At 67.2% G+C, this 20,684-nt stretch carries 21 protein-coding genes and 1 pseudogene; 13 read left to right on the plus strand and 9 right to left on the minus strand.

The features are described from left to right. Positions 1-8: 8 nt before the first annotated feature. The 5 genes from ABOZ73_RS12535 to ABOZ73_RS12555 all read right to left on the minus strand — a co-directional run bounded on the left by ABOZ73_RS12535 (position 9) and on the right by ABOZ73_RS12555 (position 4,127). Positions 9-488: a transcriptional repressor gene (locus ABOZ73_RS12535; RefSeq protein ID WP_369058475.1), complete on the minus strand. Its 480-nt coding sequence runs from the start codon at positions 486-488 to the stop codon at positions 9-11. Positions 489-523: 35 nt separating this feature from the next. Next, positions 524-736 carry a hypothetical protein gene (locus tag ABOZ73_RS12540; RefSeq protein ID WP_369058476.1) on the minus strand — a complete coding sequence of 71 codons (213 nt, stop codon included), beginning with the start codon at positions 734-736 and terminating at the stop codon, positions 524-526. Positions 737-788: 52 nt separating this feature from the next. Next, entirely contained in the window at positions 789-1,562 is a 774-nt protein-coding gene (locus ABOZ73_RS12545) for a phosphatase PAP2 family protein (RefSeq protein WP_369058477.1), read from the minus strand. Between the two features lie 57 nt (positions 1,563-1,619). Further along, a complete protein-coding gene (locus ABOZ73_RS12550) occupies positions 1,620-2,672 on the minus strand; it encodes a deoxyhypusine synthase (RefSeq protein WP_369058478.1) in 1,053 nt (350 codons plus the stop codon). Between the two features lie 198 nt (positions 2,673-2,870). Next, positions 2,871-4,127, minus strand: a complete 1,257-nt coding sequence (locus ABOZ73_RS12555) for a type III PLP-dependent enzyme (RefSeq protein WP_369058479.1) — start codon at positions 4,125-4,127, stop codon at positions 2,871-2,873. 358 nt (positions 4,128-4,485) lie between these two features. On the opposite strand from ABOZ73_RS12555, the gene phnC reads away from it, so the two are divergent. The 4 genes from phnC (at position 4,486) to ABOZ73_RS12575 (ending at position 8,504) form a co-directional block, all read left to right on the plus strand. Further along, positions 4,486-5,277, plus strand: coding sequence for a phosphonate ABC transporter ATP-binding protein (gene phnC, locus ABOZ73_RS12560; protein WP_369058480.1), 792 nt, complete (start codon positions 4,486-4,488; stop codon positions 5,275-5,277). Further along, entirely contained in the window at positions 5,274-6,284 is a 1,011-nt protein-coding gene (gene phnD, locus ABOZ73_RS12565) for a phosphate/phosphite/phosphonate ABC transporter substrate-binding protein (RefSeq protein ID WP_369058481.1), read from the plus strand. The genes phnC and phnD overlap by 4 nt, the downstream gene beginning before the upstream one ends. A 4-nt stretch (positions 6,285-6,288) precedes the next feature. Further along, positions 6,289-7,092 (plus strand): phosphonate ABC transporter, permease protein PhnE, encoded by an 804-nt coding sequence (gene phnE / locus ABOZ73_RS12570; RefSeq protein ID WP_369058482.1) that lies wholly within the window; start codon positions 6,289-6,291, stop codon positions 7,090-7,092. A 116-nt stretch (positions 7,093-7,208) separates the two neighbouring features. Then, a complete protein-coding gene (locus ABOZ73_RS12575; RefSeq protein WP_369058483.1) occupies positions 7,209-8,504 on the plus strand; it encodes a hemolysin family protein in 1,296 nt (431 codons plus the stop codon). Here the strand turns inward: ABOZ73_RS12575 and ABOZ73_RS12580 are convergent. Continuing rightward, entirely contained in the window at positions 8,501-9,613 is a 1,113-nt protein-coding gene (locus ABOZ73_RS12580; protein WP_369062540.1) for a glycosyltransferase family 4 protein, read from the minus strand. The two genes, ABOZ73_RS12575 and ABOZ73_RS12580, sit on opposite strands and share 4 nt — an antisense overlap. A gap of 51 nt (positions 9,614-9,664) precedes the next feature. After that, positions 9,665-10,435 (minus strand): annotated as a pseudogene (locus ABOZ73_RS12585) (UDP-2,3-diacylglucosamine diphosphatase); the annotation flags it as partial. A gap of 148 nt (positions 10,436-10,583) precedes the next feature. Between ABOZ73_RS12585 and ABOZ73_RS12590 the strand changes: the two are divergent. Beyond that, the gene (locus ABOZ73_RS12590; RefSeq protein WP_369058484.1) at positions 10,584-11,225 is read left to right on the plus strand and encodes a TetR/AcrR family transcriptional regulator; all 642 of its coding nucleotides are present in this window, start codon (positions 10,584-10,586) and stop codon (positions 11,223-11,225) included. A gap of 31 nt (positions 11,226-11,256) precedes the next feature. After that, on the plus strand, positions 11,257-12,249 hold the full coding sequence (locus ABOZ73_RS12595; protein WP_369058485.1) for an LLM class flavin-dependent oxidoreductase: 993 nt from the start codon (positions 11,257-11,259) through the stop codon (positions 12,247-12,249). Here ABOZ73_RS12595 and ABOZ73_RS12600 read toward each other — a convergent pair. After that, positions 12,246-12,710: an Lrp/AsnC family transcriptional regulator gene (locus ABOZ73_RS12600; protein ID WP_369058486.1), complete on the minus strand. Its 465-nt coding sequence runs from the start codon at positions 12,708-12,710 to the stop codon at positions 12,246-12,248. The two genes, ABOZ73_RS12595 and ABOZ73_RS12600, sit on opposite strands and share 4 nt — an antisense overlap. Before the next feature lie 122 nt (positions 12,711-12,832). Here ABOZ73_RS12600 and ABOZ73_RS12605 point away from each other — a divergent pair, with 122 nt between their 5' ends. The 4 genes from ABOZ73_RS12605 to ABOZ73_RS12620 all read left to right on the plus strand — a co-directional run bounded on the left by ABOZ73_RS12605 (position 12,833) and on the right by ABOZ73_RS12620 (position 17,305). Then, the gene (locus tag ABOZ73_RS12605) at positions 12,833-13,090 is read left to right on the plus strand and encodes a DUF6356 family protein (RefSeq protein WP_369058487.1); all 258 of its coding nucleotides are present in this window, start codon (positions 12,833-12,835) and stop codon (positions 13,088-13,090) included. Beyond that, the gene (locus tag ABOZ73_RS12610) at positions 13,087-14,106 is read left to right on the plus strand and encodes a YeiH family protein (protein ID WP_369058488.1); all 1,020 of its coding nucleotides are present in this window, start codon (positions 13,087-13,089) and stop codon (positions 14,104-14,106) included. Before ABOZ73_RS12605 ends, ABOZ73_RS12610 begins: the two co-directional genes overlap by 4 nt. Before the next feature lie 94 nt (positions 14,107-14,200). Further along, entirely contained in the window at positions 14,201-15,604 is a 1,404-nt protein-coding gene (locus ABOZ73_RS12615) for an amino acid permease (RefSeq protein ID WP_369058489.1), read from the plus strand. Between the two features lie 105 nt (positions 15,605-15,709). After that, entirely contained in the window at positions 15,710-17,305 is a 1,596-nt protein-coding gene (locus tag ABOZ73_RS12620) for a methyl-accepting chemotaxis protein (RefSeq protein ID WP_369058490.1), read from the plus strand. A 141-nt stretch (positions 17,306-17,446) separates the two neighbouring features. Here ABOZ73_RS12620 and ABOZ73_RS12625 read toward each other — a convergent pair whose 3' ends face one another. Then, the gene (locus ABOZ73_RS12625) at positions 17,447-17,758 is read right to left on the minus strand and encodes a hypothetical protein (protein WP_369058491.1); all 312 of its coding nucleotides are present in this window, start codon (positions 17,756-17,758) and stop codon (positions 17,447-17,449) included. Between the two features lie 274 nt (positions 17,759-18,032). Here ABOZ73_RS12625 and ABOZ73_RS12630 point away from each other — a divergent pair, with 274 nt between their 5' ends. The 3 genes from ABOZ73_RS12630 to ABOZ73_RS12640 are packed head-to-tail and all read left to right on the plus strand — an operon-like array spanning position 18,033 to position 20,659. After that, positions 18,033-20,006, plus strand: coding sequence for a methyl-accepting chemotaxis protein (locus ABOZ73_RS12630; protein WP_369058492.1), 1,974 nt, complete (start codon positions 18,033-18,035; stop codon positions 20,004-20,006). Between the two features lie 5 nt (positions 20,007-20,011). Further along, a complete protein-coding gene (locus tag ABOZ73_RS12635) occupies positions 20,012-20,287 on the plus strand; it encodes an STAS domain-containing protein (RefSeq protein WP_369058493.1) in 276 nt (91 codons plus the stop codon). A 45-nt stretch (positions 20,288-20,332) separates the two neighbouring features. Next, on the plus strand, positions 20,333-20,659 hold the full coding sequence (locus ABOZ73_RS12640) for a response regulator (protein WP_369062541.1): 327 nt from the start codon (positions 20,333-20,335) through the stop codon (positions 20,657-20,659). Positions 20,660-20,684: the final 25 nt, after the last annotated feature.

Consider the following 20,684-nt stretch of genomic DNA (forward strand, 5'->3'; position numbering starts at 1 on the left):
TGTTCGCGCTAGGCGCGGCAGGCCGCGCACATGCCGTGCGCCTCGATGGTCACCGACCCGATGCTGTAACCGGCGGCGGCGCCGGCCGCCTCGATGGCGCTGCCCACGGCCGGGTCGACCTCCTGGGTCACGCCGCAGCAGTCGCAGATCAGGAAGGCCGCCGCGTGGACCGCCTCGCCATGCTTGCAGGCGACGTAGGCGTTCAGGCTTTCGATGCGGTGGGCGAAGCCCAGCTTTTCCAGGAATTCCAGGGCGCGATAGACGGTCGGCGGCTTGGCGGCCTGACCGTCGGTCCCGAAGGCGCCGATCAGGTCATAGGCCTTCACCGGCTGACCGGCCTCCAGCAGCAGCTCCAGAACCCGCCGCCGGGGCGGCGTCAGGCGTTGGTCGGCCCGGCCGCAGCGTGCCTCGGCGGCCGACAGCTCCGCCGCCAGTGATCGACCCGACAGGCCGGGGTGTTCGTGCTCGTGAGCGCATCCCATGCCCATCAGGTAGAACGCAGGGCGCCCCCGCGCAAGCGACGCTAGCGACGCTTACCTTCCGCCGGGTCGCTGTCAGGACCCCGGAAGCTGCGGTTTTCGGTAATTTCCGTGGCGTCTCCGCCATCGGGGCCCGCGGTCTTCTGCTCGTGCTCACCGATCTGTTTGGTCTTCTTGTCTGAGACGAGGCCCGAGCGTTCGCCCAAGGGCTGGGCGGCGTTCTGCGCGCGGCCTTCGCTTTGCAGCTTGTCAGACATGGATGCCTCCTTCGTGTGAAGGGACAAGGCCTCGCGCGGCCCGACGGTTCCGTCAGAAGGGCGGCTTGGCGATCAACTCGGCTTCGGCCGCGCAGGCGGCGGGGGCGGGCGTCGGCGCCGTCGCGCGGGCCTTGGCGACCTCGGCGCGGGCGGCGTCCATGTCCTTGCGGAACTGCGCCTCGCCATGCAGGCGCGCGACCAGGGCGCTGCCGGTGATGCGGGCCGCCTCGATGGCGCTGGCGTTGTGGACGCCGCAGACGATGCGGCTTTCGCCGAAGGACCGGCCGCGCTGCAGGATCTGGCTGGCCCGCTCCGGCGCGGCCTCGGCCAGGATCAGGCTGGCGGTCCAGCCCAGGGTGGCGTGGCCGGACGGATAGTCGGGGCTCTTGCGCAGGGCGTCACTCTTGGCCAGGCAGATCTCCCCCTCGTCGATCATGAAGGGCCGCTGGCGCTGATACAGCGTCTTGGCCGCGCGCACGGCGGCGTCCATGTCCGGCTCCAGCCGGTGCATGATCTTCACCAGGGCCGGGGTGGACTTCTCGTCCGGCGTGAAGCCGACGGCGCAGGCGAAGGCGCCCATCAGGCCGGCATAGTTGTCGTCCTTCAGGGCCAGCGCCCAGCGCGGACTGTCCTTCAGCGACCGGGTCGACAGGAAGATGGTGCGGTCGGCCTCGTACCGCGTCGTGCCGGCGACAGGGGCGGGGGGCACGATGATCGTGGTGTCGAGCGCCCCGGCCGGCAGGTAGCCCTTGGGCGCCTCCTTGGCGGGCGCGGCCAGCGCTGTGCTTGCGGCGAGGGTGAAGGCGACGACGAGCGCGGAGCGCATAACAAAAATCCCCCGGAACGGTGCTCCGAGGGACCTTTGTCACAAATGCTTCGCGGATCAATCCTTGCCGAACAGCTTGGCCCAGCGCGGCTTGGTGCGGGCCTTCCAGGCGCCGCGGTGATAGGCGTCCGAACCGATCAGCGGCACGACCGTCGTGGCTTCGGCGAAGACCATCTGTTCGTAGGTGGTCGACACCTTGCCCCAGGAAGCGGCTTCCTTGAGCGTCGAGGACGAGCAGGCGCCGTCGCGCACGTCGGCCACGGTGATTTGGACGGCGTACTTGTGCATGTCGGCTTCGACGCCGAGGATTTCGGCGCAGACCACGGTGTCCTGGGCGAAGTTCTTCGGCACGCCGCCGCCGACCATGAACAGGCCGGTGGTGCCGGCCGCGATCTTGATGTCGGTCAGTTCGCGGAAGTCCGCCACGGCGTCGATCATCAGGTACGGCTTGCCTTCGGCGATGCGTTCCTTCTGGTGCTTCACCAGACCGAAGCCGGCCGAGCTGTCGACGAAGGCCGGGCAGAAGATCGGCACGCCTTCTTCATAGGCGGTCTGGATCAGCGAGCCCGGCTTCTTGGCGTTGCCTTCCGACAGCCACTTGCCCATCTCCCAGATGAACTCGCGCGAGGAATAGCCGCGCGGCTCCAGGCGGTTGCAGATCTCCAGGATCGTGTGATCGCAGGCCTGCAGCTCTTCTTCGTCGATGTAGGTGTCGTAGATGCGGTCGATGTAGTTGTCGCGCAGGACGTTGTCGTCCACCGGACCGGCCGCTTGGTAGTGCTTGAAGCCGAGGGCTTCGAAGAAGTCCATGTCGACGATCGAGGCGCCGGTGGCGACGATCGCGTCGATCATGCCGAACTTCACCATGTCACGGTAGACGTGCATGCAGCCGCCAGCCGAGGTGGAGCCGGCCAGGATCAGCCACGGCGAGCAGTCCTTGTCTTCCAGCGCCATGTTGAAGATGTCGGCCGCGCGGGCGGTGTCGCGCGACGAGAACGACATCTTGCGCATGGAGTTGATGATCGGACGGGCGTCGAAGGACGTCATGTCGACGTGCTCGACGGTCTTTTGCAGCAGTTCAGCCTTGGAGTTCGGAACGGGAGCGTTCATGGCCAGAGGATCCTCTGAAAGTGAGCGCCCGTCGTGACCCGCTGACACGCCGGGACGGAGCGACCGGCGAGGGGTGTTCTATAGGGCGGGCTATATAGACGGTTTGCGATATTTTTTAAGCGCTTCCGTCCAACGCCCGAAAAGCAAAAAGGGCGAAGCTCTCACTTCGCCCTTCCGCAACTGGTCAGGTCAGGCGTCTCAGCGCTTGCGGCGCTGCTTGCGGCCGCCCTTGGGGCGGGAGAGGCGGACCACGTTGGTCTCCGACTTGGCGGCCGGGGTCGGGATCGACCGACGGGCCAGGCCGAACATCGAGGCCATCGGCGCATCCTCGACGATCGCGCTGTCGCTGTCGCCGTAGCCGTTGAACCGGGTCGCCATGGCGACGCCATAGGCGCCGAGCATGCCGATCTCGATGTAGTCGCCCTCGTTAACGCTCTCGGGCAGGTAGAACGGCCCGGGCATGTGGTCGATGGAGTCGCAGGTCGGGCCGTAGAAGCGGAACGGCTTCAGCTCGCCTTCCGGCTCGCCCGAACCGTCAGCCTGATACGACTTGACCGGGAACGGCCACTTGAAGTGGGCCGCGTCGAACATCGAGCCGTACGAGCCGTCGTTCAGATAGAGCGCGTCGCCCTTCTTCAGCTCGACCTTGACCAGCAGCGACGAGGCTTCGGCCACCAGAGCGCGGCCGGGCTCGCACCACAGTTCAGTGGTCTCGTGAACCATCATCTCGGCGAAGCCGCGATCGATGGAGGCCAGGTACTCGCTCATGTCCGGCGGAACCATGCCCGGATAGACCGAGGGGAAGCCGCCGCCCACGTCGACCACGTCGGCGAACACGCCGGCGCGAACCAGGGCGCGCGAGGCCTGGGCCATCGCAGCCTGATAGGCCGTCGGCCGCATGCACTGCGAACCCACGTGGAAGGACACGCCCATCAGGTCCTGCGTCGCCTGCCGCGCGGCCAGGAGCAAGGCGGGAGCCTGATGCAGGTCGACGCCGAACTTGCCCGACAACGAGTAGGACGCGCCCTCGGCCGACACGCCGAGGCGGACGATGAGGTTCAGGTCCTTGGCGCCGCCCGTGGCCTCGAGAATCTTCTCGAGCTCCTCGTGCGTGTCGAGCGAGAAGGTCCGCACGCCGTGATCATGATACGCGGCCGCGATGGCGCGCCGGCTCTTGACCGGGTGCATGAAGGCCATGCGCGAACCCGGGGCGTGCTCGGCCACCAACTCGATCTCGGGGACCGAGGCCACGTCAAAGGAATGGACGCCGGCGGCCGCGAGCTCGCGGATCACCCACGGCGAAGGGTTGGCCTTCACCGCGTAAAAGACGTCGCCTTTAAAATTCTGCTGGAACCAGTGCGCCGCTACAGCCACCGCGCCCGGTCGCGCCAAGGCGACAGGACGTTCCGGAGACCGCTCACGGACCAGGTCCAGGGGCTTATGGTACGTGTGCAATTCACGTAACCCCCATTGATTGTTGAACCCAGACCGGCGTTAGCAGCGCTTGTTAGGACTTCGGGTCCGCCGGAGCGGTGCGAAATAGGGTCATTTAATCGGGATGTAAAGAACGGATTCTCAGACAGGGTTAGCGGCGCCTTCGTCACAAATCCCGCTAGCGCCCGACACCAAGCCACGACAGGGTTTTTGAGGGCGTTTCCAGAAGATCCCAGCCAGGCTTCGGAAGGGCCGTTTTGAGCGTCCGCGAAGGGGCGGAAAATGTGTCGCAGGGCTGAATTATCGTAAAAGTTTGGCTCACCCCTTCCTATCCCTCGTGGAGTTCGTGCTAACGGGGTTCGAACCAGGGAGTGTTGAATTGTCGGACGCGGTTCTTTCAATCCGCCAGGTCGCCAAGACTTTCGGCGCGCGCAAAGCCCTCGGCGGGGTTTCGCTCGACGTCGCCAAAGGCGAGATGATCGCCCTGATCGGACCGTCCGGCTCGGGCAAGTCGACCCTGCTGCGGTCGATCAGCGGCCTGCAGACCATCGACGGCGGCGAAGGCCGCATCGAGGCGTTCGGCGCCAAGATCCAGGCCAAGGGCAAGGTCGCCGACGACGTGCGGCACACGCGCATCCGCATCGGCTTCATCTTCCAGCAGTTCAACCTGGTGGGCCGGCTCAGCCTGTTCACCAACGTCGCGCTCGGCTCGCTGGGCCGGATCGGCTTCTGGCGCGGTCTGATGGGCCGCTGGCCGGCGGAGACGCAGAGCGCCGCCATGGCCGCCCTGGCCCGGGTCGGCGTCGCCGACTACGCCGCCCAGCGCGCCAACACCCTGTCTGGCGGCCAGCAGCAGCGCGGCGCCATCGCCCGCGCCCTGGTCCAGAAGGCCAAGATCATCCTGGCCGACGAGCCGGTCGCCTCGCTCGACCCCGTTTCGGCCCGCAAGGTCATGGAGCTGCTCCGCGACCTCAACAAGACTGACGGCCTAACGGTCGTCGTCACCCTGCACCAGGTCGACTACGCCCTGCGCTACTGCGACCGCGTGGTCGCCCTCAAGGCTGGACAGAAGGTCTATGACGGACCGGCGTCCGGCCTCGACCGCAAGACCCTCATCGATATCTACGGCCCGGAATTCGAAGACGTGTTCTGGGAAGGAGCTCCGCAATGATCCGCCGCAGCATCCTCGCTGGCGTCGCCGCCCTCGCCCTGTTCGGCCTCGCCGGCTGCGGCAAGCCCGATCCGGGCGCCGGCGGCCCCACCACGGTCAACTTCTCGATCCTGGCGGTCGAGAACGCCCAAGGCCTGCAGACCGAGTGGGGGCCGATCCTGGCCGACATGGAGAAGGCCACCGGCTACAAGATCAAGCCGTTCTTCCAGTCGAACTACACCTCGCTGATCGAGGCCATGCGCTTCAAGCAGACCGACGTCGCCTGGTTCTCCAACCAGTCGGGCCTGGAAGCGGTGCGCCGCTCCAACGGCGAGGTCTTCGCCCGCACCTTCGATCCGTCGGGCGCCGACGGCTACAAGTCGGTCCTGATCGTTCCGGCTTCCAGCAAGACCACGCTGGAAGACGTGCTGAAGTGCGACAAGAGCCTGGACTTCGGCATCGGCGACGCCAAGTCCACCTCAGGCACCCTGGCCCCGATGACCTACCTGTTCTCGCCCAAGGGGATCAAGCCGGAGCGCTGCTTCAAGACCGTGCGCGCCGCCAATCACCAAGCCAACCTGTTCGCGGTGGGCAAGGGCGTGCTGGACGTGGCCACCAACAACTCCACCTCGATCCGCCTGAACCGCGAGCGCGGCGAAAGCGCCGCAAAGCAGATCCGCATCATCTGGGAGTCGCCCAAGCTGCCGGAAGACCCGATCGTCTGGCGCAAGGACCTCGACCCGGCGGTGAAGGAAAAGGTGCGCCAGTTCATGCTGACCTACGGCAAGGGCGCCGGCCCGGACGCCGAGCGTCAGCGCGCCAACCTCGCCAAGCTGTCGATCGGCGGTTTCCTGCCGGCCGACAACACGCACCTGATCCCCGTGCGCGAGATGGAGGCCACGGGCGCCCTGGCGGCGGCGGAGAACGACAAGGACGCGGCCAAGATCGCCGAGGCCAGGAAGGCCCTCGACACCGTGCGCGCCGAGCGCGCCGCGCTCGAAGCCAAGACCGGCAAGCCGGCGGAATAAGCGAATGAGCGCCGTCGACACCGCCAGCCTGAAGCCGCCCGTCCGCGCCTTCTCCGACCGCATCTTCGACTATCTGGTCTGGGGCGGGATCCTGGCCCTGCTGATCATCAGCTTCGGCCCGGCCGAGATGAAGAAGCTGCCGCTGCTGTTCTCGAACTCGGACAACATGCGCCAGTTCGGGTCGGAGTTCCTGAACCCCGACTTCACCCAGTGGAAGCTCTACGTCGCCCAGATGTGGCTGACGATCCAGATCGCCCTGTGGGGCACCGGGATCGCGGTCATCGTGGCCGTGCCGCTGGGCTTGGCCGGGGCGCGCAACATCTCGCCGCCGTGGATCCGCCATCCGGTCCGCCGCCTGATGGACGTCCTGCGCTCGGTGCCGGACCTGGTCATCGGCACGGTGTTCATCGTCGCCGTGGGCCTTGGCCCGTTCGCCGGGGTCATGGCCCTGGCGCTCAACACCGGCGGCGTCCTGGGCAAGCTGTTCTCGGAAGCCGTCGAGTCCATCGACAAGGGGCCGGTCGAGGGCGTGCGCGCCACCGGCGCCGCGCCGCTGCAGGAAATCGTCTGGGGCGTGATCCCGCAGGTGGCCCCGTTGTGGACCTCCTACGCCCTCTACCGCTTTGAATCGAACAGCCGCGCGGCCACCGTGCTGGGCCTGATCGGCGCCGGCGGCATCGGCCAGGTGCTGTTCGACAACCTGAACAGCTTTTCCTACTCGAACGTCGCCGCCATCGCGCTGGTGATCGTCATCGCGGTGTCGCTGATCGACCTGCTTTCGCAAGCGATCCGCGGTCGCCTGCTGTAACGCCTTCAATAATTGCCGGCCTTGCGCTTATAGTAGCGCAAGGCCCGCCCGCGCCCTGAAAACAAGCCGGGTCCGTCCGCCGCTCCTGGCCGGATGTCGCTCAGCCTTCAGAGGCCATGACCTTACTCGCTATCGCGATCGTCCTTTTCCTCGTTCTGTTGAACGGGGTCTTCGCCATGTCCGAACTCGCGGTCGTTTCCGCCCGCCGCGCCCGCCTTCAGACCCTGGCCGACCGCGGCGACAAGGGGGCCAAGCTGGCCCTGGCCATGGCCGAGAACCCCACCCGGTTCCTGTCAGCCGTGCAGGTGGGCATCACCCTGATCGGCATCCTGGCCGGCGCCTACGGCCAGGCGACCATCGCCGGGGCCTTCGACGTCTGGCTTGAGCAGTTCCCGCTGCTGCGCCCCTATTCCGAAATCATCGCCACCGGCATGGTCGTCGTGGCCATCACCTATGTCTCGCTGATCTTCGGCGAACTGGTGCCCAAGCGCCTGGCCCTGATCCATCCCGAGCCCATCGCCCGCCGCATGGCGCCGTCCCTGGCGGTCATGGCCTCGGTGCTGCGCCCGTTCGTGACCCTGCTGACCTCGTCGACGGCGGGCGTGCTGCGCCTGCTGGGCGTGCGCGATGAGCGGACCAACAACATCACCTCCGAGGAGGTGGAGACCGTCCTGGCCGAAGGCGCCGACGCTGGCCTGATCGAGCCCGAGGAGCGCTCCATGATCCAGGAGGTCCTGCGCCTGGGCGACCGTCCGGTGCGCGTGGCCATGACCCCGCGCCGCGAAATCTTCTGGGTCTCCCTGGCCGATGCGCCGGAAGAGACCCTGGCCGAGATCCGCCAGTGCCGTTACTCCCGCATCGTCGTCGCCCATGGCTCCGACCTGGACGGCGAAGTGGGCGTGGTCCTGAAGAAGGATCTCGCCGACGCCCTGCTCAGCGGCGCGCCGCTGGACCTGCCGTCGCTGATCCAGCAGCCGGTGGCGATCCCCGAGAGCATGTCCCTGCTGCGCGCCATGGCGGTGTTCAAGAGCACCCAGCTGCACATGGCCCTGGTGGTGGACGAGTTCGGCTCCCTGCAGGGGGTGATCACCGCCCTCGACCTGCTGGAGATGATCGCCGGCGACTTCCCCGAGGCGCATGACGAAGAAGACGGCCGCATGATCCGCCGCGAGGACGGCTCATGGCTGGTGGACGGCCGCCTGAGCCTGGAAGAGCTGAATGAAGCCCTGGGCGAGCAGTTCGAGGTCGAGGGCGACTACCACACCGTCGCCGGCCTGGTGCTCGACCGCCTGGGCCGCATCCCTCAGGAGGGTGAAGTCCTGGAACTGGGCGCCTTCGATGTGGAGGTCGTCGACATGGATGGTTCGCGGATCGACAAGCTGATCCTGAAGACCACCAAGTCCGTCAGCTAAGCCGCCTTGCCGGCGGTTCCGCGGCGCAGCCGCGCGAGCCGCCGCAGCCGGCGCCAGAACCGGGTCTTCTCCGGCTCCGGATAGGGCTGCAGGTTCTGCAGGAACTCCTCGGCGCAGGCGCGCCAGGAGTATTTCTCGGCAAACGTGCGGACCGCCTTGCGGTCCAGCTCCAGGCAGTCGAGGCAGGCCTGGCGCAGGTCGCCGTCGAAGCCTTCGGCCAGCACGCCCGCGCCCGAACCCGGAATGATGTCGATGGGGCCGGGGGCCGAGAAGGCGGCCACGGGCACGCCCGCCGCCATGGCTTCCAGGATCACCAGACCGAAGGTGTCGGTCAGGGACGGGAAGACGAAGACATCGGCGCAGGCGAAGGCCTGGGCCAGCTCGTCGCCGAACTTGGCGCCGGTGAACACCACGTCCGGATACTGTTCGGCCAGCTCCTCGCGCAGGGGGCCGTCGCCGACAATCACCTTGGTGCCGGGCAGGTCCAGGGCCGCGAAGGCCTCGATGTTCTTTTCCACCGCCACGCGGCCGACGTTCAGGAAGATCGGCCGGGCCAGGCCCTCGAACACGTCCGGCTCGCCCTTCTTGCGCGGGCGGAAGACATCGACGTCGACGCCGCGCGACCAGGGCGAGATGTTGCGGAAGCCGTGGGTGATCAGCTCGTCGCGCATGGTCGGCGTGGCCACCATCAGGCGGCCCGACGGCTTGTGGAACCAGCGCATGTACGCATAGCCGGCGCCCAGGGCCAGCGGCTGCGGCAGGGGCAGGCGGGCCGAAACGTATTCGGGGAAGCGGGTGTGATAGCTGGTGGTGAAGGGCAGCCGCCATTCCAGGCAGATGCGCCGCGCCGCCAAGCCGATCGGCCCTTCGGTAGCGATGTGGATCGCCTCCGGCTCGAACGACTTGAACTTCTCCTGCACCGGCTCGTACGCGCCCAGAGCCAGCTTGATCTCCGGATAGGTGGGCATCGGCACGGTGGGAAACTGGTCGGGGCTCACCACCTCGACCTCGTGACCCATGGCCTTCAACTCGGTCATGACGCGGGTCAGGGTACGGACGACGCCGTTGACCTGCGGCTCCCAGGCGTCGGTGGCGAGCAGTATTCTCATCAGGCCGCGATTGTCTCCGGGATCGGCGACACGGTCGAGCGGGGAGTTCTTGCGGTCGATCATCGACCACGAGCGTTCCTTGGCCCACTCCAGGATCTCCATGCGGCCGTCCGCGTGCTCTACGAGCGCGGTGCAGCTTTCGACCCAGTCGCCGTCATTGATGTATTGGATGCCGTCGATCTCGCGCATCTCGGCCTTGTGAATGTGACCACAGATCACGCCATCGACCCCGCGCCGCCGGGCTTCCTCGGCGACGGCGGCTTCGAAGTTCTCGATGAACTGCAGCGCGTTCTTCACCTTGACCTTCAGGTAGGCCGACAAGCTCCAATAGCCGAGCCCCATCCGCCTTCTGAGGCGATTTGCGACGGTGTTCAGCATCAAAATGGTCCTATATGACCAATCTCCGACAAAGGCGAGCCATCTGGCGTGCTGCACGACGCCGTCGAACTCGTCGCCATGCACCACCAAGAAGCGTTTTCCGTCCGCCGCCTCGTGGATGACCTCGCGTTCGACCACCACGCCGCCGAAGTGCACGCCGCAGAAATCGCGCACCCCTTCATCGTGGTTGCCCGGCACATAGATCACCTCGCAGCCCTTGCGGGCCATGCGCAGGATCTTCTGCACCACATCGTTGTGGGACTGCGGCCAGTGCCAGCCGCTGCGCAACTTCCACCCGTCGACGATGTCGCCGACCAGATAGAGTTTCTCGCACTCGATGTGCCTGATGAAATCCAGCAGCAGCTCGGCCTGACAGCCGCGCGTGCCCAGGTGGATGTCGGAGATGAATACGCTACGGTACTGACGGACTTGCTCGACACTCATGGCCCAAAGCCCCCATCCGGAGAAATGGGACGGCGATTAGGCTGATTGCATGTCGCATCCGTGACAGCCGCCTGTTGTGCGGGCAGCTGCGGCCTTGCGCCACAAGGCCTGTTGCAGCGCGAAAGGTGGACCTCTATGGCAGGGAATCATGGACGCTGATCAAGTCGCGCTTCGTCCCGCCAAGGACACGCCCAAGTCGCTCAAGACGCGGGCGCGCATCCTCGACCGTGCGATGAACCTCATCGCCGAGATCGGCTATCATGCCGCCACCAACGCCGCCATCGCCGAGGCGTCGGGTCTGACGCGCGGCGCGATGCTCTACCACTTCCCCACGCGGGAGGCCCTGGTGGAGGCGGCGGTGATCCATATCCACACCGAGCGCACCCGACTGTTCGAGGCGGCCAGCCGCACGTTGCCGACCGGCGGCGACGTCACCGAGCACGCCATCGACACCTATTGGGAGCTGCTGCACACCAAACCCTTCATCGCCTTCCAGGAGATGGAGGCCGCCGGCCGCACCGAGCCGCCCGTGGCTGAACTGGTGGCCAAGGCCCAGGCGGAGTTCGACCGCGCCCAGGCCGGCGACCACTTCATGAAGATGCTGCACGCCGGCGCCGGCCCCCGCTTCCAGGCAAGCCGCGACCTCGCGCGCTTCATGCTGGAAGGCCTGGCCCGCGCCAAGCTGACCTATGACGGCGACGCCCGGGTCGAGCGTCTGCTGAAGGTGATCAAGCGCGCCACGCACATGCTGAACCGCAAGGGCGGCGTGCAAGACCTCTGGGTGGACTGACACTTCGGTTCGCCATTCCTATATGGCGAGGATGATCCCGTTCTCGGTCCTCGACCTCTCCCCCATTGTCGAAGGCGGCGACGCCGCACAATCCTTCCGCAACAGCCTCGACCTGGCCCGTCACGCCGAGGCGTGGGGCTATGAGCGCTTCTGGCTGGCGGAGCACCACTCCATGCCTGGCGTGGCCAGCGCGGCGACCGCGGTGGTCATCGGCCACGTGGCGGCGGGCACCAAGACGATCCGGGTGGGGGCGGGCGGCATCATGCTGCCCAATCACGCGCCCCTGGTGATCGCCGAGCAGTTCGGCACCCTGGCCTCGCTGTTTCCGGGCCGCATCGACCTGGGCCTCGGCCGCGCGCCGGGTTCGGACCAGACCACGGCGCGGGCTCTGCGCCGCACCCTGGTCGGCGACATCGACTCCTTTCCCAACGACGTGCTGGAGCTGATCAACTACTTCCGCCCCGCCCAGGAGGGGCAGCCGGTGATCGCCGTGCCGGGCGAGGGGCTGGATGTGCCGGTCTGGATGCTGGGCTCCAGCACCTATGGCGCGCAGCTGGCGGCCATGCTGGGCCTGCCCTACGCCTTCGCCTCGCACTTCGCGCCGGCGGAGCTGATGCACGCCATCGATCTCTATCGCCGCAACTTCCGGCCCTCGGCGCAACTCGACGCGCCGTACGTGATGGCGGGGGTGAACATCTTCGCCGCCGAGAGCGACACGGAGGCGCGATTCCTGGCCAGTTCGATGCAGCAGGCCTTCGTGAACCTGCGCCGCGGCCGGCCCGGCAAGTTCCAGCCGCCGATCGACGGCTACGAGGAAAGCCTGACCGAGATGGAGCGCGCCACCCTGCGCCAGATCACCACCTGCTCCTTCGTGGGCGCCAAGGAGACCGTGAAGGAGGGGCTGTCCGGCTTCCTGCAGCGCACCGGCGTCGACGAGATCATCGTCGCCTGCCAGATGTTCGACCACGCCGCCCGCCTGCGCTCCTACGAGATCGCCGCCGAGGTGCGCAAGGAACTTGGCTAGGCCACATGCACCGGCAGGGCGGTGGTGAACTTGATCTGCTCCATGGCGAAGGACGATGACACGTCCGACAGCGGGGCGGTGCTGATCAGCCGCTTGTAGAAGCGGTCATAGGCGGCGATGTCCGTGACGATCACCTTCATCAGGTAGTCGACCTCGCCGCTCATCCGGTAGAGCTCGACCACCTCCGGCAGGCCACGCGCGCCGGTGGCGAAGGCCTCCAGCCATTCCTCGTCATGCCGGTTGGTGCGGATCGCCACGAAGACGGTCAGGCCCAGACCCAGGGCGTCGCGATCCAGCAGGGCGACGCGCTTGGTGATGACGCGGGCGTCCTGCAGCCGCTTCACCCGTTTCCAGCACGGGGTCTGCGACAGGCCCACCCGTTCGGCCAGCTCGGCGATCGGCGTGGTGGCGTCATCCTGGAGAATGGCCATCAGGCGTCGGTCGATGTTGTCGAAGTCCATTTTCTTCGATTCCGTGCATATGGAGAATTATGTTCTCCAAATTAACCAGCGCGAAACCTTATCGGCAATGCGTTTTCTCCGAATCCGCGCGACGCTTCCCAAGCTTTCAGGGAGCCGGAGCGATGATCGAGCCCTTCACCCGCCATCCCGCCCAGGTGGGCGAGACCTATGGCGGCCACATGAAGACCGCCTTCGGATTCGGCTTCGCCATGATCGGCGCGGGCGTGGCCTGCGTGCTGCACGGTCTGTTCCCGTTCATGTTCACCACCACGGGCAGCCGCTGCGTCGAGCGCCTTCACACCCGCATGAGCCGTCGCAACGCCAAGGCCCATTCCCATGGCGCGGCGCCGATGAAGGCCGTCGCGGACGCCGAACGTTGAGCCTGCCCAGCCTGGCGGACAGGTCGTCGCCGACCGCCTGGTTCGGGCCCGGCCTGATCGCCGCCGGCCTTATCGCCTTCATCGCCCAGGCCGCCGCGCCCCTGACCCACCTGCCGGCCCCGCTGCTGGCGGTAGCGCTCGGCCTGTCGCTGGGCGCGGCCAATCTCGGTCCCATGCTGGCGCCGGGGCTGAGCCTGTGGTCGAAGCCCGGCCTGCGCCTGGGCGTCGCCCTGATGGGCGCCCAGATCACTTTCGCCGAAATGGCGGCGCTCGGCGCCCCCGCCCTGATCGCGGGGGGAGCCATCGTTCTTGCCGGCGTCGCGGCGGGTTCCGGCCTGGGCGTCCTGCTCGGCCTGCCCCTGGCGGAGGCCGCCATCGCCGCCTGCGCGGTGTCGATCTGCGGCGCGTCGGCCGCTCTCGCGGCGGCGCAGGCCGCGCCCTCCACGCCGCAGATCCAGCGGACCACGGCCTTTGTGGTGGTCGGGGTGAACATCCTGTCGACCGCAGCCATGCTGCTCTACCCGCTGCTGGCCCAGGGCCTGGGCTTCAGCGCGCATCAGGCCGGCGTGTTCTTCGGCCTCTCCATTCATGACGTGGCCCAGGTGGCCGGGGCGGGACAGTCCGTCTCGCCCGAGGCGGCCGACGCCGCCGCCCTGTCGAAGCTGGCCCGCATCCTGTGGCTGGGCCCGGCGGTGGTGCTGGTCGGCGTCTTCCTGGCCCGCTTCGCCGACGCTCCGGCGGGCGAGCGTCCTGCCCTGAAGACGCCGCCGCTGTTCGTCTGGGGATTCGCCGCCCTGGTCCTGGCGCGGGGTCTTCACCTCCTGCCGCAACCGCTGGTCGAAGCCATGGCGTCGGTCTCGAAGATCCTGCTGCTGGGCGGGGTGGCCGCGATCTCGGCCCAGATCGGACCGAAGGCCCTGCTCGGCGTCCAGCCTCGGCTGGCGGCGGCGCTGGCGGGGACGACGGCCTTGGTCGGCATGGCCGCGCTGCTCGCCGCCGCCTTCCTCGTCGCCTGAGCGGATTTGCGCAGCGCCTCCGCGCAAGGAGGCTTTGCCATTTGCGCCCGAGCGCGCCATGGTCCGCCGCAAAGTAAGGGGGACACACCCAAAAATGAGCTTCATCACACGCCGCAAATCCATCGACGCGCTCGCCGCGGTGGACGCGCAACATCGTCTGACCCCGACGCTGAGCTGGCCGCACCTGGTGGCCCTGGGCGTCGGCGCCATCGTCGGCACGGGCATCTACACCCTGACCGGCATCGGCGCCGGCCTCGCCGGGCCGGCGGTCATCCTGTCCTTCGCCATCGCCGGCGCGATCTGCGCCTGCGCGGCGCTTTGCTACGCTGAAATGGCGACCCTGATCCCGGCCTCGGGCAGCGCCTACACCTACAGCTACTCGGTCATGGGCGAGCTTGTCGCCTGGGTCGTCGGCTGGAGCTTGATCCTGGAATACACGGTCGTCTGCTCGGCCGTGGCGGTGGGCTGGTCGGCCCACGTGCAGCCCTTCCTGTCGGGGATCGGCTTCCCCGCCGAACTGATGGCCGGCCCCCATGCGGGAGGCGTCATCAACCTGCCGGCGGTGTTCATCTGCTTCGTGGTGGCGGGCGTCCTGTCGGCCGGCACCAAGGAAAGCGCCGTGATCAACATGGTGCTGGTGGCGATCAAGATCGTCGCCCTGGCGGCCTTCGTGGCCATCACCCTGCCGACCTTCGACGCCAGCCACTTCACCCCGTTCATGCCGAACGGCTTCTCGGGCCAGACCAACGGGTCCGAGAAGATCGGCGTCATGGCCGCCGCGGCCCTGATCTTCTTCGCCTTCTACGGCTTCGACGCGGTGTCCACCGCCGCCGAGGAGACCAAGAACCCCAAGCGCGACCTGACCATCGGCATCGTCGGTTCGATGCTGGCCTGCACGGCGATCTACATGCTGGTCGCCGCCGTCGCCATCGGCGCCAGCCGCGCCGAGGTGTTCTCGGCCAGCGAGGCTCCGCTTGTCTTCATCCTCGAGGCCCTGGGCCAGCCGGGCGTCGCCAAGGTCGTGGCCGCCGCTGCGGTCATCGCCCTGCCTACCGTGATCATGGCCTTCATGTACGGCCAGAGCCGCATCTTCTTCGTCATGGCGCGCGACGGCCTGCTGCCGCGTGGCCTGGCCAGCGTGAACAAGAAGACCGGCACTCCGATCGTCATGACCATGCTGACCGGCGGCATCGCCGCGGCCATCGCCGGCTTCTTCCCGCTGAAGGAAATCGCCGAACTGGCCAACGCCGGCACCCTGGCCGCCTTCATCGCGGTGGCCCTGTCGGTGATCATCCTGCGCCGTCGCGAGCCGAACCGTCCGCGGATCTTCAAGACCCCGCTGTGGTTCATCACCGCGCCCCTGGCGATCCTGGGCTGCCTCTACCTGTTCTGGAGCCTGCCCTCGTCCACCCAGGTTCGTTTTCTGATCTGGAACGTGATCGGGGTTGCCGTCTACCTGCTCTACAGCCGACGCGCGAGCCTGCTCGCCAAAGCCTGATCCAGGCGGCCCTCCTTCCTTTGGGGGAGGAGGGCCGATCCCTGACAAACCAACGCTTTGCGAATATGGTTAAGGCCTGGGTAAGCATTTCATTTGAGTGTCCGGATGACTCAAATCAAATGCCAAGGACCTGCCGTGGCCGACGCCCAAGCCATCGCCGAACGCACCCAATTCGTCGGACTTGATCCGAAAGCGCGTTCAGCTCTGCGCACCCTGGGCCCGGTCATCCGCGACGAGATCCAGACCGCCCTCGAACAATTCTACGACAAGGTGCGGCAGGAGCCGCAGGTCCGCTCGTTCTTCCGCGACGACGCCCACATCAACGGCGCCATGCGTCTGCAGATGGCGCACTGGTCCAAGATCGCCGACGCCGAATTCGACGACGTCTTCGTCAAGGAAGCGACCCGCGTCGGCCAGACCCACGCCCGCATCGGCCTGGAGCCCCGCTGGTACGTCGGCGGCTATTCGCTGATCGCCGAACATCTGCTGCGCGCCGCCATCAAGGACCGCTGGCCCAAGGGTCTGTTCGCCGGCAAGGCGGGCCAGGCGGACGCCACGGCCGAGGCGGTCGCCGCCCTCGTCAAAGCCGTGATGCTTGACATGGAGCTGGGCGTCTCCACCTACCTGACCGCGATCAACGAGGAGCGCCGCCGCCACGAGGAAGCGCGCCTGAAGGCCGAGCAGGATCAGGCCGTGGTGGTCGAGGCCCTGGGCCAGGCCCTGGCGCTGCTGGCCTCGGGTGATCTGGTGGGCCGCCTGTCCTCGGACTTCTCGCCGGAATTCCAGAAGCTGAAGGACGACTACAACAACGCCGTCGGCTCGCTGGGCGAGGCCATGGGCGGTGTGGGGCGGTCGGCCCAGGGCATCCGCTCGGGCGTCGACCAGATCGCCCAGGCGCTCGAAGATCTGTCCCGCCGCACCGAAAGCCAGGCCGCCAGCCTGGAGGAAACGGCCGCCGCCCTCGAGCAGGTGACCGCCACGGTCAAGCGCAGCGCCGCCGCCGCTCACGAAGCCGCCGAGGTCGTCGACGCCACCAAGGGCGAGGCCCAACGCTCCGGCGACGTGGTCGAACACGCCGTCGCGGCAATGGGCGAGATCGAGAACTCCTCGCGCCAGATCGGCAACATCATCGGGGTGATCGACGAGATCGCCTTCCAGACCAATCTGCTGGCCCTGAACGCCGGCGTCGAAGCCGCCCGCGCTGGTGAAGCCGGCAAGGGCTTCGCGGTCGTCGCCTCGGAGGTGCGGGCCCTGGCCCAGCGCTCGGCCGACGCCGCCAAGGAGATCAAGACCCTGATCTCCTCCAGCACCCAGCAGGTCGCGGCCGGGGTGGACCTGGTCGGCCAGACCGGGGAGGCGCTGCAACGCATCGTCAGCCGCGTGGGCGAGATCGACAATCTGGTGGGCGAGATCGCCTCGTCGGCCAAGGAGCAGTCGTCCGGCCTGACCCAGGTCAACATCGCCGTGGGCCAGATGGATCAGGTCACCCAGCAGAACGCCGCCATGGTCGAGCGCTCCACCGTCTCCAGCCGTTCGCTGCGCAGCGAAGCGGCGGACCTGACGGCTCTGATCGGGAAGTTCAGCCTGTCCGGCGTCGCCCATCGTCCGACGGTCGCCGATCCGGCGGTTCATGCGCCGGCCCGCAACGCCGTCGCCGAGCAGCGGGCGCGTTTGGCGGCCTTCGCTCGTCCCGGGCGCTGAGCCGCGAGTTCTAAAGACCGCCAAGTAAACTTAAGAAGAGCGGTTAACGCGAACAGCCGCCCACGATGTGTGGGCGGCTGCTGGCCGTCCTGTTGAAGGACGGCGTCACCAAATCAGGTGCTTACGCTTAAGCGGTAAGGCTTACGCGCCGCCCGGGAAGCGGAACGGAACCTTCACGGCGCCGGTCTTGCCAGCCATCGGAAGCTTTTCAGCGATGCACACGGCGGCCTTGTCGAAACCCTTGCCAGCCATGCTGTCGGAAACGACCTTGCAGGCCGACAGCTTGCCGCCGTCAGCGGTGCATTCCAGCATGACCTGCGCGGCGTCACGCGTGTTGGCGTGCTTGGCCAGGCAGGCGCCCATGGCTTCTTCAAAGCCGCCGGCGGCGAGGGTCGACTGAGCGACAAAGAGGCTCGCAGCCAGTCCGGCGGCGATAGCGATCGGATACTTCATCCCGCTTGCTCCTGATGTGGGGGAAAGAACTAAACCAGAAGGCCGTTCTAGGAGGGGTGGGTTAAAAGTTCCTGAGTCGGGTCGGCAAGAATTGCCTCTTCCTGCATTTTTTGCCGAGAGGCAGGCCGAAGAGCTTTTGATGACTTTATACAGGCGCAAAAACCTTTGAAAAAACAGGTGCGGCAAGTGAGCATCTGTTAACGATATCTGCCGATTATCCCTCACCATGCTGTAGGGCGCGAAAGAACTGTCGCGTCGTTGAGGGGATCTACCGATGAAGCGTTTCCGGCTCGTCGACTTGCCTTTGATCATCAAGATGGGTTTCGCGCCCGCTTTCGCTCTTCTCATGCTGGCCGTCCTCGCGACGGGGTCCATCGTGGTTCAGCGCCAGCAATCGGCGGCGCTGAAGCAGGTCGTTGCTGTTGATATGCGGGACAACCTGCGCATCCAGCAGCTGTCCAAGCGGATCGAGGGGGTTCACGGCGAGCTCTACCTCGCCCTGACCCACGCGGCCGGCCAGATCGAGGTCGAGAACGTCGCCGGTCGGATGACCCACTCCCTGAACGAGATGGACGCGATCAAGAAGGAGCTCGTCGCGCTCCAGAAGAACGCGGACCCCGCCCAGAAGGGTGACTACGACAAGCTGATCAAGGCCATCGACGAATGCCGCAGCGCCATCGACGTGGTGAGCGGCATGATCGGCGTGGACTTCGGCACCGCCGTCGGCTTCGTGGCTCCCTTCGAGGAAGAGTACAAGAAGATGACCGCGATGCTGGACAAGGTCGTCCAGCAGGAGAACGCGCAGACCGCCGCCCGCGCCGAAGCCGCGGAAAAGGAAGCGGCCGCCGCCCAGACCGCCAGCATCATCGGCAGCATCATCACGGTCCTGGCCGTGGCTGGTCTGGCCCTGGTCTCGGTCCTGGCAACCCGGCGCGCCATCAACGACATCGCCCGCGCCACCGAGACCCTGGCCAAGGGTGACAACAGCATCGACATCGACCGCCTCGCCCGTAAGGACGAACTGGGCGCGATCGTCGGCTCGCTGGGCATCTTCAAGCAGAACCAGCTGAACCTCGAGCAGATGCGCGCCGAGCAGGAAGCGGCCCGCGCCCTCACCGACGAGGAACGCGCCGCCAACGAACGCTCGGCCGCTGAAGCGGCCAAGGTCGCCGCCACCGTCGTGTCGGAACTGGCCTCGGGCCTCGAGAAGCTGGCCACGGGCGACCTGACCTACCGCGTCACCGCCGAGTTCCCGGGCGACTACCGCAAGCTGAAGGACGACTTCAACGGCGCCATCACCCAGATGCAGGAAACCATGAAGGTCATCGCGGCCTCCACGGACGGCCTGCGCACCGGCGCCGACGAAATCGCCCACGCCTCCGACGACCTGTCGCGCCGCACCGAGCAGCAAGCCGCCTCTCTGGAAGAGACGGCCGCCGCCCTCGACGAGCTGACCGCCACCGTCAAGCGCACCGCCTCGGGCGCCAAGCAAGCCTCGGACGTGGTCTCCACGGCCCGCGGCGAAGCCCAGCACTCGGGCGAGGTCGTCCGCCAGGCCGTCTCGGCCATGGGCGAGATCGAGAACTCCTCGCGCCAGATCGGCAACATCATCGGCGTGATCGACGAGATCGCCTTCCAGACGAACCTGCTGGCCCTGAACGCCGGCGTCGAAGCCGCCCGCGCTGGTGAAGCCGGCAAGGGCTTCGCGGTCGTCGCCTCCGAAGTGCGGGCCCTGGCCCAGCGCTCCGCCGAAGCGGCCAAGGAGATCAAGGCCCTGATCTCCTCCTCGTCGCAGCAGGTCGGCTCGGGCGTGAGCCTGGTCGGCCAGACCGGCGAGGCCCTGCAGCGTATCGTCGCCAAGGTCGGCGAGATCGACGCCCTGGTCACCGAAATCGCGGCCTCGGCCGAAGAGCAGGCCACCGGCCTGCAAGAGGTGAACACGGCCGTCAATCAGATGGACCAAGTGACGCAGCAGAACGCGGCCATGGTGGAAGAGTCCACCGCCGCCACCCACTCGCTGAAGGGCGAGACGGGCGAGCTGGTGCGCCTGATGAGCCGCTTCCGCGTCGGCGAGGGCGCTCCCGCCGCCGCCGCGCGTCCGACCATGGCCGACCCGGCCACGCATGCTCCGGCCCGCAACCCGGTCGCCGAGCAACGCGCCAAGCTCAACTCCTTCGCCCGTCCTGGCGTGTCTGGGGCCAACGCCCTGGCCGCCGCGCCGGCTGAGGACGGCTGGGAAGAGTTCTAAGCCCTATGGCTGAGATGACCCTCCCCGAGACCATGGACCTCAAGGCTGCGGCCGGATTGAAGGCTTCAATCCTGGCCCAGCGGGGCTCGCCTCTGGAACTGGACGCCTCCGGCGTGCGGCGCCTGGGCGGGCTCTGCTTGCAGGTGCTCCTGGCGGCTGCGTCAACCTGGCGCACCGATGGACAGAGCTTTTCATTAACCAACCCCTCTGAATCTTTCGCCGAAGCCATTCGCCTGTTCGGCGCCGACGCGGCGCTCGGAACGGCCACTCATGGAGCCTAAGACGTGACCACGCGTACGATCCTGACGGTTGATGACTCCCGCACCATGCGGGACATGCTGCGGATGGCGCTCGCCAGCGCGGGCTTCAACGTGGTCGAAGCCGTCGACGGCGAACACGGTCTTGAGGTTCTGTCGGCCCACAAGCCGGACGTGATCATCACCGACATCAACATGCCCAAGCTCGATGGCTTCGGCTTCATCGAGGCCGTGCGGGTGGACGACAGCCACCGCGCCACCCCGATCCTGGTGCTGACCACCGAGAGCGACCCCGCCAAGAAGGAGCGCGCTCGTGCGGCCGGCGCCACCGGCTGGATCGTGAAGCCCTTCAACCCCGACAAGCTCGTCGAAGCCATCCGCCGGGTCGCGGCTTAAGCAAACAAAGCGCGGGGGCGTCGGG

The organism is Caulobacter sp. 73W (assembly GCF_041021955.1).
GTDB lineage: Bacteria > Pseudomonadota > Alphaproteobacteria > Caulobacterales > Caulobacteraceae > Caulobacter.